We start from the raw sequence: 14,254 nt of genomic DNA on the forward strand, positions 1-14,254 counted from the left end.
GACCCCCTTCCCCGCCAGAATCTGCAGATGTCCTAGCGAGAACTGGATCAACGATGACCTCGATCTCCCTGTCCGCTACCGCGACCGGCAAGGCGGACGCCGTCGTAGTCGGCGTGTACGCCACCGAGACCGCCAAGGGGGTCAAGGGCGTGGCCCTGGCACCCGGCGCCGAGGCCGTGGACGCGGCCTACGGCGGAACCCTGGCCAAGGCGCTGGACCTGCTCGGCGCCGCCGGCAAGGACGGCGAGCTGACCCGGCTGCCGGGGCAGGGCGACGTCAAGTCGCCGCTGATCGTCGCCGTGGGCCTGGGCAAGAAGCCGGGCAAGGGCGCCACAGTGAGCACCGACACCCTGCGCAAGTCCGCGGCCGCCGCGGCGCGCTCGCTGGCCGGCAAGGCCAAGGCGGTCTTCGCGCTGCCGGCCGACGACGCCGGGCAGGCCGGCGCGATCGCCGAGGGCGTGCTGCTGGGCACCTACGCGTGGGAGGGCCTGAAGACCCCGCGCAAGGACGCGAAGGGCGCCCTGGGCGAGGTGGTGCTGGCCACCGCGGCGGCCAAGCAGGCCCCGGTCAAGAAGGCCGTGGAGCGCGCCGCCACCGTCGCCGGCGCCGTGAACCTGGCCCGCGACCTGATCAACACCCCGCCCTCGCACCTGTACCCGCAGACCTTCGCCGAGCGCGCGCAGGCCGAGGTGAAGGACGCCGGTCTGGCCACGCTCAGCATCGAGGTGCTGGACGAGAAGGCGCTGACCAAGGGCGGCTACGGCGGCATCATGGGCATCGGCAAGGGCTCGGCCAAGGCGCCGCGCCTGGTCCGCCTGACCTACCGCCACCCCAAGGCCAAGAAGCACCTGGCGCTGGTCGGCAAGGGCATCACCTTCGACACCGGCGGCATCTCGCTGAAGCCGGCGAACGCCATGGACACCATGAAGTCGGACATGAGCGGCGCCGCGGCGGTGTTCTCCGCGACACTGGCCGTGGCCCGGCAGGAGGTGCCGGTCAACGTCACCACGTACCTGTCGCTGGCCGAGAACATGCCCGGCGGCGGCGCGATCAAGGTCTCGGACGTCATCACCATGTACGGCGGCAAGACCGTCGAGATCATGAACACCGACGCCGAGGGCCGCGTGGTCATGGCCGACGCGCTGGCCCGGGCCAGCGAGGACGGCCCGGACCTGCTGCTGGACGTCGCGACCCTGACCGGCGCGCAGGTCCTGGCGCTGGACCGGTTCTCCGCGGTCATGGGCAACGACGACGACCTGCGCACCACCATCGTGGAGACCGCCAAGGCCGCCGGCGAGGACATGTGGCCGATGCCGCTGCCGGAGTACCTGCGCGAGACCATCGACACCCAGAGCGCCGACATCTCGAACATGGGGCAGCGCATGGGCGGCATGCTGGTCGCCGGCCTGTTCCTGCGCGAGTTCGTCGGCGAGGGCATCAAGTGGGCGCACCTGGACATCGCCGGCGCCTCCTTCAACGAGAAGGGCGCCTACGGCGACACCCCGAAGGGCGGCACCGGCGCCGCGGTGCGGACGCTGGTGAAGCTGGCCGAGGACCTGGGCGCCGGCAAGTAGGCACCCGATACTGATCCGAAGCGGTCATCTCCGGCGAGCGGGAGGTGACCGCTTCGGCGTTCGCGGGTATGCGTGTCGCCATGAGCGCCGCCGACGGCACCGAACCGGACGACCATCCGGCCCACGACCCGCACGAAGGGCTCGGGGCCCGGCTGAACTGGCTGCGGGCCGGGGTGCTGGGCGCCAACGACGGCATCGTCTCCACGGCCGGCCTGGTGGTCGGCGTGGCCGGGGCCACCAGTTCCCGGTCCGCGCTGCTGGCCTCGGGCATCGCCGGGCTGCTGGCCGGCTCGCTGTCGATGGCCTCGGGCGAGTACGTGTCGGTGTCCACGCAGCGCGACACCGAGAAGGCGGCGCTGGCGATGGAGCGCAAGGAACTCGCCGAGACGCCCGAGGCGGAGCTCGAGGAGTTGGTCGGCCTCTACCGCGACAAGGGGCTGACGGAGAGCACGGCGCGCCAGGTCTCCGAGGAGCTGACCGCGCACGACGCCCTCAGCGCCCACGCGCAGACCGAATTGGGTATCAACCCCGAAGAGCTGGCCGACCCCTGGCACGCGGCGCTCGCCAGCTTCGTGGCGTTCAGCGTCGGCGCGCTGCTGCCGCTGCTGGCGATCGTGCTGCCGCCGGACGGCTGGCGGGTGCCGGTCACCGTGGTCAGTGTGCTGATCGCGCTGGTCGCCACCGGCTGGGTCAGCGCCCGGCTGGGCCGCGCGGCGCCGGGGCGGGCGATCCTGCGCAACGTGATCGGCGGGGCGCTGGCGATGGGCATCACCTACCTCGTCGGGACCCTGATCGGGCGCGTCGATTAGCCTAGGGCGCCATGCTGCACTGGCACGAGAAACGGATCGACGAGTGGACGGCCGCCGCGGTGCACGGCGACACCGAGGCGATGCTGCGCCTCGCGCACGCGGCCAGGCACCACGACCCCGCCGAGGCGGAACGCTGGCTGCGGTCGGCGGCCGGCCTCGGCAGCCTGGAGGCGGTGCACAAGCTGGGCGTCATGCTGTGGCACCGCGGCGAGCACCAGGACGGGGAGGAACTGGTGCACCGCGCGGCCGTGAGCGGCTATCAGGACGCGATCGCCACGATGGGGCAGTTCTGCGAGCGGCGCGGCGACTTCGAGGGCGCCGACTCCTGGTTCTGCAAGGTCGCGGCGGACGACGACAGCTCCTGAGGCCGGGCGGGCCGTTTCAGACGCCGTCGAGCCGCCGCTTGTCCTCCTCGGCCCGTTTGCGCGTCCAGTCCCGCATGCGCTGTGGGTAGCCGACCACACCGGCGTCGTAGGCAGGAATACCTAATGCGCGGGCCAAAGCATGCGCCTGCTGCGGACTGCGCACCCGCCGCCGTGTCCATTCCCCGGACGCCGCGATGAAGACCACTGTGGTGTCGGTCACAGAGGTGCGCGGCTCTATGTACGCCTCGACTCCGGCGCGGCTGCGGGCGAACTCGCTCAGGTGCGCTTCGGCGGCGGCCAGTTCCTCAGTGGATCTCCTGCTGGGCGGCGGCGCGGTCGGTCCGGGAGCCGGAACGGGCATGGCGGGACGGCGTCGGCGGAACAGGGGCATAACCACTCCCGGAAGATCGTTGCTCCCTTCGGCCGGGCTGCGGGGCTCGGCAGAAGTCGGGTCCGCACGCGGACTAGACTGGCGTTCCGGTCGCGGATGCGCTACCCGCGACTCCGCGTCCGTCCGTTCGCTGACCCTTCCACAGCAGTGTGTCAGTGTGGGGCGGAACGGGACCGGCTAAAGCGAGAAGCAGGCAGTGAGAGGAACGCACGTGGCAGGCGACAACCAGTTCGACTTGGTCATCCTCGGCGGCGGCTCGGGCGGCTACGCCTGCGCTTTCCGGGCAGCGGACCTCGGCATGCGCGTGGCGCTGATCGAGAAGGCCGAGGTGGGCGGGACCTGTCTGCACCGCGGCTGCATCCCCACCAAGGCGCTGCTGCACGCCGGCGAGGTCGCGGACAACACCCGCGAGGCCGCGCAGTTCGGCGTCGCGGCCACTTTCCACGGCATCGACATGGCGGCCGTCAACTCCTACAAGGACGGCGTCGTCGGCCAGCTGTACAAGGGCCTGCAGGGCATTGTGAAGGCCCGCAAGATCGAGTTCATCGCCGGCGAGGGCAAGCTGGTCTCGTCCAACACCGTGCAGGTCAACGGTCAGAACGTGACCGGCACGAACGTGGTCCTGGCGACCGGCTCGACGCCGAAGTCGCTGCCGGGCCTGGAGATCGACGGCAACCGGATCATCTCCAGCGACCACGCCCTGAAGCTGGACTACGTCCCGGCCTCGGCGATAGTCCTCGGCGGCGGCGTCATCGGCTGCGAGTTCGCCTCGGTGTGGAAGTCCTTCGGCACCGACGTGACCATCATCGAGGGCCTGCCGCACCTGGTCCCGCTGGAGGACGAGAACTCCTCCAAGCTGCTGGAGCGCGCCTTCCGCCGCCGCGGCATCAAGTACGAACTGGGCAACTTCTTCTCCGGTGTGGAGTACACCGAGAACGGCGTGCGCGCCTCCATCGCCAACGGCAAGACCGTCGAGGCTGACCTGATGCTGGTGGCCGTCGGCCGCGGCCCGGTGTCCGCGGGTCTGGGCTACGAGGAGGCCGGGGTCGCCATGGACCGCGGCTACGTCAAGGTCGACCAGTACTGCCGCACCTCGGTCCCCGGCGTCTACGCGGTCGGCGACCTGATCCCGACCCTGCAGCTGGCGCACGTCGGCTTCGCCGAGGGCATCCTGGTCGCCGAGCACATCGCCGGTCTGGCTGGGCTTTATTCAGAGCCAGTGGCCCCGATCGACTACGACGGCGTGCCGCGCGTGACCTACTCGCACCCCGAGGTCGCCTCGATGGGCCTGACCGAGGCGCAGGCGAAGACCAAGTACGGCGACACGGCCGTGAAGACCTTCAACTACGACCTCGCCGGCAACGGCAAGAGCAAGATCCTCAAGACCTCGGGCCAGGTGAAGGTGGTCCAGCAGATCGACGGACCGGTGCTCGGCATCCACATGGTCGGCGACCGGATGGGTGAACTCGTCGGCGAGGCGCAGCTGATCTTCAACTGGGAGGCGCTGCCGCAGGAGGTCGCCCAGCTCGTGCACGCGCACCCGACCCAGACCGAGGCGATGGGCGAGGCCATGATGGCCCTGGCCGGCAAGCCGCTCCACGTCCACGACTGATAAGCCTGCTGTATGGACACCGCAGGACAGAGCCTGCGGAAGCCCTGAGAATTCTGCACGGAATGTTCTGCGAAGGAGATAGAGAGCGCTCATGTCGGTCTCAGTAGTTCTGCCCGCGATGGGTGAGTCGGTCACCGAGGCCACCATCACCCGCTGGCTGAAGAAGGAAGGCGACCGGGTCGAGGTCGACGAGCCGCTGCTCGAAGTCTCCACCGACAAGGTCGACACCGAGATCCCGTCCCCGGCGGCCGGGTTCCTGGTGTCGATCAAGGTCGGCGAGGACGAGACGGTCGAGGTCGGCGCGGAGCTGGCGGTCATCGGCGACACCGCGGACGCGGCTCCGGCGGCTCCGGCCGCCCCGGCTGCCGCCCCCGCGGCTGCTCCGGCCCCGGCTCCGGCCCCGGCTCCCGTTGCCGCTCCGGCCCCCGCGCCGGCCCCGCAGGCCGCCGCCCCGGCTCCGGCCCCGGCGCCCGCCGCTCCGGCGGCCCCGGCCGGCGGCGCTGCGTCCGGCACGCCGGTCACGCTGCCCGCGATGGGCGAGTCGGTCACCGAGGCGACCGTCACCCGCTGGCTGAAGGCCGTCGGCGACACCGTCGAGGTGGACGAGCCGCTGCTGGAGGTCTCCACGGACAAGGTCGACACCGAGGTGCCGTCGCCGGTGGCCGGTGTGCTGCTGGCGATCAACGTCGCCGAGGACGAGACCATCGACATCGGCGCGCAGCTGGCCGTGATCGGTGCCCCCGGCGCCGCTCCGGCCGCCGCGGCTCCGGCTCCGGCCGCTGCGCCGGCGCCCGCCGCCGCTCCGGCTCCGGCTCCGGCGCCCGCGCCGCAGGCCGCTCCGGCTCCGGCCCCGCTGCCGGCGACCCCGCCGGTCGCGGCTCCCGCGCCGGCCCCGCAGGCCCCGGCTCCGGCCGTGGCGGCGGCGCCGTCGTTCACCGCGACCGCTCCCGCCCCCGCGCCGGCCCCGGCCGGCGAGTACAAGCCCGGCACCCCGGCCGTCGTCGCGCAGGCCCAGACCGCCGCGCGCGTCGACTCCCCCGGCGCCGAGCCGGCCGCGGCCTACGTCACCCCGCTGGTCCGCAAGCTGGCCGCCGAGCACGGCGTGGACCTGGCCAGCGTCACCGGCACGGGCGTCGGCGGCCGCATCCGCAAGCAGGACGTGATCGACGCGGCCAAGGCCAAGCCGGCCCCGGCCGCCGCCCCGGCAGCGTCCTCGGCCTCCGCCCCGGCCGCCAAGGCCCCGGTGACCCCGAGCCCGCTGCGCGGCCGCACCGAGAAGCTGACCCGGATGCGCGCGCTGATCGCCAAGCGCATGCTCGAGTCGCTGCAGACCTCGGCGCAGCTGACCACCGTGGTCGAGGTGGACGTCACGAACATCGCCCGCCTGCGGACCCGCGCCAAGAGCGAGTTCGAGGCGCGCGAGGGCGTGAAGCTGTCGTTCATGCCGTTCTTCGCGCTGTCCGCGATCGAGGCGCTCAAGCAGCACCCGAACCTGAACGCGGTCATCGACACCGAGGCCGGCACGGTCACGTACCACGACTACGAGAACCTGGCCATCGCGGTGGACAGCGAGAAGGGCCTGATGACCCCGGTCATCAAGAATGCCGGCGACCTGAACCTGGGCGGCCTGGCCCGCGGCATCGCGGACCTGGCCGAGCGGACCCGCACCAACAAGGTCCTGCCCGACGAGCTGGCCGGCGGCACGTTCACGCTGACCAACACCGGCAGCCGCGGCGCGCTGTTCGACACCCCGATCCTGAACCAGCCGCAGGTCGGCATCCTGGGCACCGGCGCGGTCGTGAAGCGCCCGGCGGTCATCAACGACCCCGACCTCGGCGAGGTCATCGCGGTGCGCTCGATGGTGTACCTGGCGCTGACGTACGACCACCGCCTGGTGGACGGCGCCGACGCGGCCCGCTTCCTGGTCACCATGAAGGAGCGGCTGGAAGAGGGCAAGTTCGAGGCGGACCTCGGTCTGTAGCAACTGAGTGTGGCCCGGTCCTGGAGGACCGGGCCACTGTCCGCTTCGGCTCGCGGGCCAGCGTCACCGCGAGCTCGTCCCGGCGAACGTCCAGGTAGCACCACCGTGGCCAGCCGGGGCCCGCCGCGTGCTGGCCCGGGGGCAGGGGGCGGCGCGCCATGACGCGCTCGGCCTTGGCCGTCAGCGGCACTCCCGCCCGGCGCGACCTGCGCACCCCCGCTCCCCGGCCGGCCGGGATCACAGAGCTATGCTGCTGCTATGCGGATCGCCATCACCGGCTCCACGGGAATGATCGGCACGGCCTTGTCCGCCGCGCTCACCGAAGACGGCCACGAGATCGTCCGCCTGGTCCGCCACACACACCCGGACGAAGCCGCCGGCGAGCGCCACTGGTCGCCCTTCGGCGACCCGGACCCCAAGCCGTACGAAGGCTGCGACGTCGTGGTGCACCTGGCCGGCGCGGGCCTGGGCGACAAGCGCTGGTCCGCCGCCTACAAGCGGGAGATCAGCGAGAGCCGGATCCACGGCACCGACACCCTGGCGCGCTCGCTGGCCCTGCTGACCGAGCCGCCCAAGGCCCTGTTGTCGGCGTCGGCGATCGGCTTCTACGGCGACACCGGCACCACGCCGGTCACCGAGAAGTCGCCGGGTTCCGAGGACTTCCTGGGCGCGCTGTGCCGGGACTGGGAGATGGCGACGAAGCCCGCCGAGGACGCCGGGATCCCGGTCGCGCACCTGCGCAACGGGGTCGTGCTGGGCGGCTCCGGCGGCGCGCTGGCCCGGATGCTGCCGTTCTTCAAGGCCGGGATCGGCGGCCCGATCGGCAGCGGCCGGCAGTACTTCTCGTTCATCGGGATGGCCGACTACCTGGCCGCCGTCAGGCACATCATGGCCCTGACCGCGGACGGGACGCTGAGCGGGGCGGTGAACGTCACCGGCCCGCTGCCGGTCACGAACCGCGCCTTCACCAAGGCCCTGGGCCACGTGCTGCACCGGCCGACGGTCATGCCGGTGCCGGGGTTCGCGCTGCGGGTGCTGTTCGGGCAGATGGCGAACGAGCTCACCGGCAGCCAGCGGGTGCTGCCGGCGCGGCTGACCGAGTCCGGGTTCACCTTCACGACCCCTGATGCCCGCGCGGCGTTGGCCGCGGCGCTCGGCTGAAGCCGCCTGAATCAGCCCTCTTAAATGTGTGACGGTCCGGATACCCAGAGTTCTCAAATGCTGAGACAGCAGGCGTTTCGCGTGAGTACGCCACGGGCCCAGGGGTAGGCATCCCTGCACAAGCGCCGACGCTCGGCCGGCTTCGCCCTGCCCAGCGCGCGAACCGCGCGGGCCCACAAGGCGCGCCGGGAGGTCGGCTCTAGAGGGTGGAGGGGCTCACGTGACAGCACAAAGTCCGAGCCACCGGCATCACCTGGACGCCGACGTGATCGTCGTCGGTGCCGGGGTCGCCGGATTGCACGCCGCGGGGCGGCTGCACGAGGCGGGTTTGGACGTCCTGGTCATCGAGGCGTCGGACCGGGTGGGGGGCAGAGCCGGCACCGAGAGGGTCTCCGGGTTCCTGGTGGACAAGGGTTTCCACCTGGTGAACTCCGTCGAGCACGGTGAGAACACGAAATTGGAGCTGGGGTGCTTCGCCTCCGGCGTGGACCTGCAGCTGGACGGCAAGCGGATCCGCTACGGCGACTGCGTCGGCGGCGAGGGCGCGACGGGCGCGGGCACCGCCCTGCGCACCCCGCTCGGCTCCCCGGCCGAGCGCCGCCGGCAGTCGGGCTGGCTGCTGCGGGTGGCCCTGAGCCGCCCCGAGAGCATCCTGGCCCGCCCCGAGCGCACGGCCGCGGCGCTGGTCGCCGAGGTCGGCCTGTCGCGGCGGGTGGTGGACGGCTTCCTGCGGCCCTACCTGGAGGCCTTCGCCGCCGAGCCGGACCCGGCGCTGGCGGTGTCGGGCCGGGCGATGGAGCTGGCGCTGCGCCAGCTGGTGCGCGGGCGCTGGTGCCTGCCGGCGAGCGGCATCGCGGCGATCCCGCACCGGCTGGCCGAGCGGCTCCCGCCGGGCGCGATCCGGCTGGAGACCGAGGTCCTGATGGTCTACGCGAACGGCGTCATCACCGCCGACGAGGTGCTGCGCAGCTCCGCGGTGGTGGTGGCGACGGACCCGGCGACGGCGGTGGAGCTGCTGCCGGGACTGCACGAGCCGCAGCCGCGGGCGGTGACCACGTTCCACCACGCCACCGTGCTCCCGCCGCCGCGCACCGAACCGGCGGTCCTGGTCGACGCCGACCCGCACTCGCCGGTGGCGCGCACGGCGGCGGTCAGCCACGCGGTGCCCGGCCGCAGCCCCGACGGACGGACCCTGATCTCCACGAACGTGGTCGGCCACACCGGGACCCGCACCTCGGAGCTGGAGTCGGCGGTCCGGGCCCGGCTCGCGGAGCTGTACCCGGGCGGCGACGACCGCTGGGAGTGCGTGGCGGTGCACCACTTCCCGCACGCGGTGCCCGCGATGACCTCGCCGCACAACTTCCGGCGGCCGGTGCGCCTGATCCACGGGTTGTACGTGTGCGGCGATCATCGGGACACCGCCGGGATCGACGGGGCGATGGAGTCGGGACGGCGTGCAGCGCGGTCCGTGTTGGCCGATCTCGGGGTGTCTTTTCGCAGTGACGAGCTGGCCACCGCCTGAGGGGTAGGGGGCCTACACCGGTGCGGCCACGGCGGCCACGGCGGCCATCTCGCGGGAGCGGGTCGGCGCCGTGGCCTCGTCGACGAGCGCGAGGGCCAGGTCGGCGTAGGCGAAGGCGTCGGCCCCGGGGATGGCCTGCGTGCCGCCGAGCCGGTAGCCGCCGGTGCCGGGGCCCTCGTCGAGGAACACCAGCGGCGGGGCGAGGACCACCCAGTCCAGGTCCGAGGCGCGCAGGAGCGGAAGCTGCGCGGCGTGGCCGCGGGAGAAGGCACGCGCTTCCTCGGGAAGCCCGTCGCTGTCGTGCGCCGCGACGCCCGGAGCCACTTCGAGCGCGCCGCCGATGCCGACCGCGACGAGCCGGCGGACACCGGCCGCGCCGAGGCCCTCGACCAGGGCCCGGGCCGCGGCGACGAAGTGGCCCTCGTCCATGCCCGCGGCGGTGTTGACGGCGACGTCGTGCCCCTTCGCCAGGCGCGCGACGTCCGCGGCGTCGGTGACGTCGCCGGCGACGACGCTCACCCCCGCCGCCGCCCCGAGCTCCGGGTACTTGGCCGGATCGCGGACTACAGCCGTGACCGTGTGCCCGCGCCGAGCCGCCTCGGCCACCGTGGGCCGCCCGGCCCGACCACCTGCTCCGAAAACAATGATGTTCGCCATGTCCGCGACGGTAGGACCGCCCGCCCCAGTCACTGCAACGTAACTAGGCTCTACCTGTGGAATCGCTGAGCCCGGACATGTTCGACGCCGCCTGCCCCTCGGCCGAGTCGCCGTTCCGTATCGCCGACAAATGGGGCGGCCTGGTGCTGGTCTGCCTCGAAGGCGGCCCGCGCCGCTTCACCGAGCTGCGGGTGCCCCTGAGCCGAGTGGCCCCGAAGGTACTGACCGAGACGCTGCGCGCCCTGGAACGCAACGGATTCATCACTCGCACGGTCTTCGACGAGAACCCGCCGCACGTGGAGTACGAGCTCACGCCGCTGGGGCGGAGCCTGCTGCCGGCGATCGAGGCGTGCCGCGAGTGGGGTTTCGCGAACCTGGAGGCACTGCGCGCGGCGCGGGATGAGTACGACGGGGCGGCCTGACAGTCCGGCGCCGCCCCATCGCAGACTTCGGCCTACTCTCCCAGCGGGAAGTTCGCGACGAACCGCCCCTGCGGATCCCACTTCTTCTTCAGCCCGCGCAGCCGCTCGGCCTCGTCCAGCGTCATCGTGTCGGCCAGGGTGTCCGTCGGGCCGAGGAAGGTCGCCAGCTTCGCGCCGGTCACCGCGTCGCCCAGCGCCGCAGCCACCTCCGCCTGCTTCGCGGCCACGGCGGCGCCGGCTTCCGGCGTGGGCGCCAGGCCCAGCAGGTAGACCAGGTATTCCTCAGCCACCGGGCCACGGGGTCCGGGGCGGGCTCCGGTGAGGGCGCCGCCGAGGTGGCGGACCTGGAGGGCCAGGAGGGGGGCGATCGGTTCGGCCAGGAGGGTGGCGATGGTTCCGGCGTCGAAGCGGCCCAGGAGCTCCGTGCGCGAGACGCTCGGGCCGGGGTCGACCGGGTCGTTCGTGATCGTCGCGAGGTCTTCGAACGGCAGCGCCTTCCAGGCGCCGTTCAGGGTGCCGTCGATCGCCTCGAACGGCTTCAGCAGCGCGTGGCCGTCGGTCTCCGAGCCCAGATACGCCGCCGACACCGCCACCATCGCCGGGGCGCCGCCCGGGAACTGCACGCGCGACACCCACACGGTCAGCTCCCGCGGCGCCGAGGCGGTGACGTCGCGGAACGCCGCGAAGACCTCGGCGGCGCGGGCTTCCGGCCAGAACACGGTGCCGCCGAACAGCTCGCGCTCCTCGTGCAGGCGGACGGTCAGCGCCGTCACGATCGCGAAGTCGCCGCCGCCGCCGGCCAGGGCGTGGAACAGGTCGGGGTTCTCCTCCGCGTTCGCTTTGCGGAGCCCGCCGTCGGCGTCCACGACCTCGAACTCGATCACGTGGTCCGAGGACATCCCGTACTTGCGGGCGAAGAAGCCGACGCCGCCGCCGAGGGTGTATCCGGCCACGGACACGGTCGGCGAGCTGCCGGGCTTGCCGACCAGGCCGTGCGGGGCGGTCGCGGCGTTGACCGCGCCGGACTTCACGCCGGCGCCGATGCGCGCGGTGCGGGCCTCGGGGTCCACGCTCAGGTCGTCCAGGCGGCCGGTGCGCAGCAGGATGGCGCCGGCCGCCGTGCCCGAGGCCCCGTGGCCGGTGGGCTGGACCGCGATCGGGACGCCGGCCTGGTTCGCGTAGCGCACCAGCGCGGCCACGTCCTCGGCGTCGGCGGCCGTCACCACCGCGCGCACGTCCTGCGCGACCGCCAGGTTGTAGGGCCGGCGAGCGGCGTCGAAGCCCTCGTCGCCGGGGAGCAGGACCTCGCCGCGGACGGCTTCACGCAGGGGCAACAAAGACGGCTCGGTCATGGCACGGTCCCTCTCGATCGGGGTGAATCAGCATCGTTCGGATGATCGTGTTCCACGGTACTGATCACCACTGACTTAAGCGGGCACGGTCATCGTCCGCAGCACGTCGTCGATCGGGGTGGGAGCCAGGCCGAAGGTCTTCTCGGTCAGGGTGCTGTCGATCGTGAACGGCTTCGCGAACTGGTAGCGCGTGGTCCGCAGCTCCTTCGACATCTTGTCGAACAGGCCCGCACTCCAGAGCACCGCGTAGGGCAGCTGGGTCATCTTCGCCGGCGACAGGCCGCGCGCGGCCACGTAGCGGTCGGCCAGCTCCCTGACGGTCAGCGGCTCCGTGGTCGGCACCAGCCAGGCCTGGCCCCAGGCCCGCTCGTCGCCGGAGACCAGGGCCAGCGTGCGCGCCACGTCGGCGATGGAGGTCCAGCTGTGCTTCACGTTCAACGGGGTCGGGACGTAGGCGCGCTTGCCGTTGTCCAGCGGCTTGGCCAGCACGTAGGAGAAGATCGAGTTCGCCTCCAGGTAGTCGCTGGCCCGCACCTCGGTCATCCGGATCCGGCCGGCCTGGTGCAGCGCCAGCGCGTCGCGGTACATGTCAGCGCGCAGCTTCAGCTTGGGGTGGGTCGCGGCCAACGGGGTGTCCGGGGTGATCGTGCTGGTCACCGGCCCGTAGCCGTACAGGTTGTTGGCGACGGTGAGCACCGCTCCGCTGCGCTCGGCGGCCGCCAGCAGGGCGGCGGCCAGCGGCGGCCAGTCGGTGAGCCACTGGTGGTAGGCCGGGCTCGCGCAGTTGTAGAGCGCCGCGGCACCCTCAACCAGCGCGCTGAGCCTTTCGGCGTCGGTGGCGTCGGCGGCCACCCGCTCGATGGCCGGGTGCTCCGGCCCGGAACCGCTGCGCGTCACGACGCGCACCTGCTCGCCGCGCTCGGCCAGCACCTTCGCGGTGGCCGTCCCGACCGGTCCCGCACCCACGATGACGTGCAGCGCCATGATGACCCACTCCTCTTCGCCGGGGATCCGGCGTGCGATGCTTCCCTTTGAGAGCACTGCTCTCTGTTGACATCACTGTGCACCGGAGCGCCGCACACTGTCAAGAGCACTGCTCTCGCTTGTGTGCGATACTCACCGGTATGAATGCGGCAAAGTCTCCGGCACCGTCCATTCGAGCCCGCGTGCGCGCCGAGATGGTCGGCGAGATCAAGCGGGTGGCGCTGGAGCACCTGGCCCGCGACGGGGCGGCGCTGTCGCTGCGCGCGGTCGCGCGGGACATGGGGATGGTCTCGTCGGCGATCTACCGCTACTTCCCCAGCCGCGACGACCTGCTGACCGCCCTGATCATCGACGCGTACAACGACCTCGGCGAAGCGGTGGAGCAGGCGGACGGCGGCGTGGACCGCCGCGACGCCTACCTGTCACGCTGGTTCGCCGTCTGCCACACGATCCGGCGCTGGGCCATAGCCAGGCCGGCGGAGTACGCGCTCATCTACGGCAGCCCGATCCCCGGCTACCTGGCGCCCGACGAGACCGTCGAACCGGGGTCGTGGGCCATGATCGCGATGGTGCGGTGCGTCGCGGAAGCCGAGGCGGCCGGGAAGATCCACGCTCCTCAGGGAGCCGCGGTTTCTCCCCCCACAGAGAACCCCGCCTATGCGGAGGAACTCAGTACCGTCGCGGTCGGTATGGGGTTCGCTGAGGACTCGCATGTGATCGAGCGTGTCCTGAGCGCCGTAACGCATGTCTTCGGCGCGGTGAACTTCGAAGTCTTCGGACGGCTCAATCGGGTGTTCGACGAGCGGGGCGAATGGTTCGACCGGCAAGTGCGGGAGCTGGCGGTGGGGCTGGGGCTTACGCCACGCTGATTTCCGCTCGTTACAATCGCGGCATGGGCGAGGAACCGCGGTGGCTGTCCGCACAGGAGATGAAGGCCTGGACGGGCTTTCTGGCCGCGAGCGCTCTGGTGGAGCGGCGGATCGACCACCAGCTGCGCGAGGACGCCGGGTTGTCGCACACCCAGTACGAGATCCTCGTGCGGCTCTCCGCGGCGCCCGAGGGGTCGCTGCGGATGACCGAGCTCGCCGACGCCCTGCTGAACTCCAAGAGCGGGCTGACGTACCAGATGACGCAGCTGGAGAAGGCGGGGCTGACCGAGCGCCGGTCGTGCCCCACCGACGTGCGCGGGGTGTTCGCGGTACTCACCGAGGCCGGGCGCGAGAAGCTGGAGCAGGCGGCGCCCGGGCACGTCGCGGTGGTGCGCGAAGCGCTGATCGATGTGCTCACCCCCGAGCAGCTCGCGGTGCTGGCCGAAGGGCTCGGCGAGGTCTCCCGGCGGCTCCGCGAATAGCCCGGGAATAGCCCCGGGACGGATGGGGTTTGTTCAAATTCGAACGGCAGTCTAGGGTGAACCGAGCGCCGGT

The 14,254-nt window shown here is 72.1% G+C and carries 14 protein-coding genes; 10 read left to right on the forward strand and 4 right to left on the reverse strand.

Going from position 1 to position 14,254, the window contains the following annotated elements:
- Positions 1 to 53: 53 nt before the first annotated feature.
- The 3 genes from ABH926_RS19885 to ABH926_RS19895 all read left to right on the forward strand — a co-directional run bounded on the left by ABH926_RS19885 (position 54) and on the right by ABH926_RS19895 (position 2,748).
- On the forward strand, positions 54 to 1,574 hold the full coding sequence (locus ABH926_RS19885) for a leucyl aminopeptidase (protein ID WP_370367172.1): 1,521 nt from the start codon (positions 54 to 56) through the stop codon (positions 1,572 to 1,574).
- An 80-nt stretch (positions 1,575 to 1,654) separates the two neighbouring features.
- Positions 1,655 to 2,383: a VIT family protein gene (locus ABH926_RS19890; protein WP_370367173.1), complete on the forward strand. Its 729-nt coding sequence runs from the start codon at positions 1,655 to 1,657 to the stop codon at positions 2,381 to 2,383.
- 11 nt (positions 2,384 to 2,394) lie between these two features.
- Complete coding sequence (locus ABH926_RS19895; protein ID WP_370367174.1) at positions 2,395 to 2,748, forward strand: hypothetical protein; 354 nt, start codon at positions 2,395 to 2,397, stop codon at positions 2,746 to 2,748.
- A 16-nt stretch (positions 2,749 to 2,764) separates the two neighbouring features.
- Here ABH926_RS19895 and ABH926_RS19900 read toward each other — a convergent pair whose 3' ends face one another.
- Complete coding sequence (locus tag ABH926_RS19900) at positions 2,765 to 3,139, reverse strand: hypothetical protein (RefSeq protein WP_370367175.1); 375 nt, start codon at positions 3,137 to 3,139, stop codon at positions 2,765 to 2,767.
- Between the two features lie 211 nt (positions 3,140 to 3,350).
- Here ABH926_RS19900 and lpdA point away from each other — a divergent pair, with 211 nt between their 5' ends.
- The 4 genes from lpdA to ABH926_RS19920 all read left to right on the forward strand — a co-directional run bounded on the left by lpdA (position 3,351) and on the right by ABH926_RS19920 (position 9,415).
- Positions 3,351 to 4,751, forward strand: coding sequence for a dihydrolipoyl dehydrogenase (gene lpdA / locus ABH926_RS19905; protein ID WP_370367176.1), 1,401 nt, complete (start codon positions 3,351 to 3,353; stop codon positions 4,749 to 4,751).
- A 91-nt stretch (positions 4,752 to 4,842) separates the two neighbouring features.
- On the forward strand, positions 4,843 to 6,732 hold the full coding sequence (gene sucB, locus ABH926_RS19910) for a 2-oxoglutarate dehydrogenase, E2 component, dihydrolipoamide succinyltransferase (protein WP_370367177.1): 1,890 nt from the start codon (positions 4,843 to 4,845) through the stop codon (positions 6,730 to 6,732).
- Between the two features lie 258 nt (positions 6,733 to 6,990).
- Positions 6,991 to 7,893 (forward strand): TIGR01777 family oxidoreductase, encoded by a 903-nt coding sequence (locus ABH926_RS19915; RefSeq protein ID WP_370367178.1) that lies wholly within the window; start codon positions 6,991 to 6,993, stop codon positions 7,891 to 7,893.
- A 220-nt stretch (positions 7,894 to 8,113) separates the two neighbouring features.
- The gene (locus ABH926_RS19920; protein WP_370367179.1) at positions 8,114 to 9,415 is read left to right on the forward strand and encodes an NAD(P)/FAD-dependent oxidoreductase; all 1,302 of its coding nucleotides are present in this window, start codon (positions 8,114 to 8,116) and stop codon (positions 9,413 to 9,415) included.
- Positions 9,416 to 9,427: 12 nt separating this feature from the next.
- On the opposite strand, the gene ABH926_RS19925 is transcribed toward ABH926_RS19920, so the two are convergent.
- Positions 9,428 to 10,072 (reverse strand): NAD(P)-dependent oxidoreductase, encoded by a 645-nt coding sequence (locus ABH926_RS19925; protein WP_370367180.1) that lies wholly within the window; start codon positions 10,070 to 10,072, stop codon positions 9,428 to 9,430.
- A 77-nt stretch (positions 10,073 to 10,149) separates the two neighbouring features.
- Between ABH926_RS19925 and ABH926_RS19930 the strand changes: the two genes are divergently transcribed.
- Positions 10,150 to 10,494: a winged helix-turn-helix transcriptional regulator gene (locus tag ABH926_RS19930; RefSeq protein WP_370367395.1), complete on the forward strand. Its 345-nt coding sequence runs from the start codon at positions 10,150 to 10,152 to the stop codon at positions 10,492 to 10,494.
- Between the two features lie 32 nt (positions 10,495 to 10,526).
- On the opposite strand, the gene ABH926_RS19935 is transcribed toward ABH926_RS19930, so the two are convergent.
- Together ABH926_RS19935 and ABH926_RS19940 are read right to left on the reverse strand one after the other, a co-directional pair.
- Entirely contained in the window at positions 10,527 to 11,846 is a 1,320-nt protein-coding gene (locus ABH926_RS19935; RefSeq protein WP_370367181.1) for an FAD-binding oxidoreductase, read from the reverse strand.
- Positions 11,847 to 11,921: 75 nt separating this feature from the next.
- Positions 11,922 to 12,830, reverse strand: a complete 909-nt coding sequence (locus ABH926_RS19940; RefSeq protein ID WP_370367182.1) for an NAD-dependent epimerase/dehydratase family protein — start codon at positions 12,828 to 12,830, stop codon at positions 11,922 to 11,924.
- A gap of 140 nt (positions 12,831 to 12,970) precedes the next feature.
- On the opposite strand from ABH926_RS19940, the gene ABH926_RS19945 reads away from it, so the two are divergent.
- Together ABH926_RS19945 and ABH926_RS19950 are read left to right on the forward strand one after the other, a co-directional pair.
- On the forward strand, positions 12,971 to 13,699 hold the full coding sequence (locus ABH926_RS19945; RefSeq protein ID WP_370367183.1) for a TetR/AcrR family transcriptional regulator: 729 nt from the start codon (positions 12,971 to 12,973) through the stop codon (positions 13,697 to 13,699).
- A 23-nt stretch (positions 13,700 to 13,722) separates the two neighbouring features.
- Positions 13,723 to 14,181 (forward strand): MarR family winged helix-turn-helix transcriptional regulator, encoded by a 459-nt coding sequence (locus tag ABH926_RS19950; protein WP_370367184.1) that lies wholly within the window; start codon positions 13,723 to 13,725, stop codon positions 14,179 to 14,181.
- Positions 14,182 to 14,254: the final 73 nt, after the last annotated feature.

Source organism: Catenulispora sp. GP43, from assembly GCF_041260665.1.
Lineage (GTDB): Bacteria > Actinomycetota > Actinomycetes > Streptomycetales > Catenulisporaceae > Catenulispora.

Excerpts from the sequence above, each read along its gene's own strand:
- ABH926_RS19885 (WP_370367172.1), top strand. The coding sequence starts at position 54 with ATGACCTCGATCTCCCTGTCCGCTACCGCGACCGGCAAGGCGGACGCC.
- ABH926_RS19890 (WP_370367173.1), top strand. The coding sequence starts at position 1,655 with ATGAGCGCCGCCGACGGCACCGAACCGGACGACCATCCGGCCCACGAC.
- ABH926_RS19895 (WP_370367174.1), top strand. The coding sequence starts at position 2,395 with ATGCTGCACTGGCACGAGAAACGGATCGACGAGTGGACGGCCGCCGCG.
- ABH926_RS19900 (WP_370367175.1), bottom strand. The coding sequence starts at position 3,139 with ATGCCCCTGTTCCGCCGACGCCGTCCCGCCATGCCCGTTCCGGCTCCC.
- sucB (WP_370367177.1), top strand. The coding sequence starts at position 4,843 with ATGTCGGTCTCAGTAGTTCTGCCCGCGATGGGTGAGTCGGTCACCGAG.
- ABH926_RS19915 (WP_370367178.1), top strand. The coding sequence starts at position 6,991 with ATGCGGATCGCCATCACCGGCTCCACGGGAATGATCGGCACGGCCTTG.
- ABH926_RS19925 (WP_370367180.1), bottom strand. The coding sequence starts at position 10,072 with ATGGCGAACATCATTGTTTTCGGAGCAGGTGGTCGGGCCGGGCGGCCC.
- ABH926_RS19930 (WP_370367395.1), top strand. The coding sequence starts at position 10,150 with ATGTTCGACGCCGCCTGCCCCTCGGCCGAGTCGCCGTTCCGTATCGCC.
- ABH926_RS19935 (WP_370367181.1), bottom strand. The coding sequence starts at position 11,846 with ATGACCGAGCCGTCTTTGTTGCCCCTGCGTGAAGCCGTCCGCGGCGAG.
- ABH926_RS19940 (WP_370367182.1), bottom strand. The coding sequence starts at position 12,830 with ATGGCGCTGCACGTCATCGTGGGTGCGGGACCGGTCGGGACGGCCACC.
- ABH926_RS19945 (WP_370367183.1), top strand. The coding sequence starts at position 12,971 with ATGAATGCGGCAAAGTCTCCGGCACCGTCCATTCGAGCCCGCGTGCGC.
- ABH926_RS19950 (WP_370367184.1), top strand. The coding sequence starts at position 13,723 with ATGGGCGAGGAACCGCGGTGGCTGTCCGCACAGGAGATGAAGGCCTGG.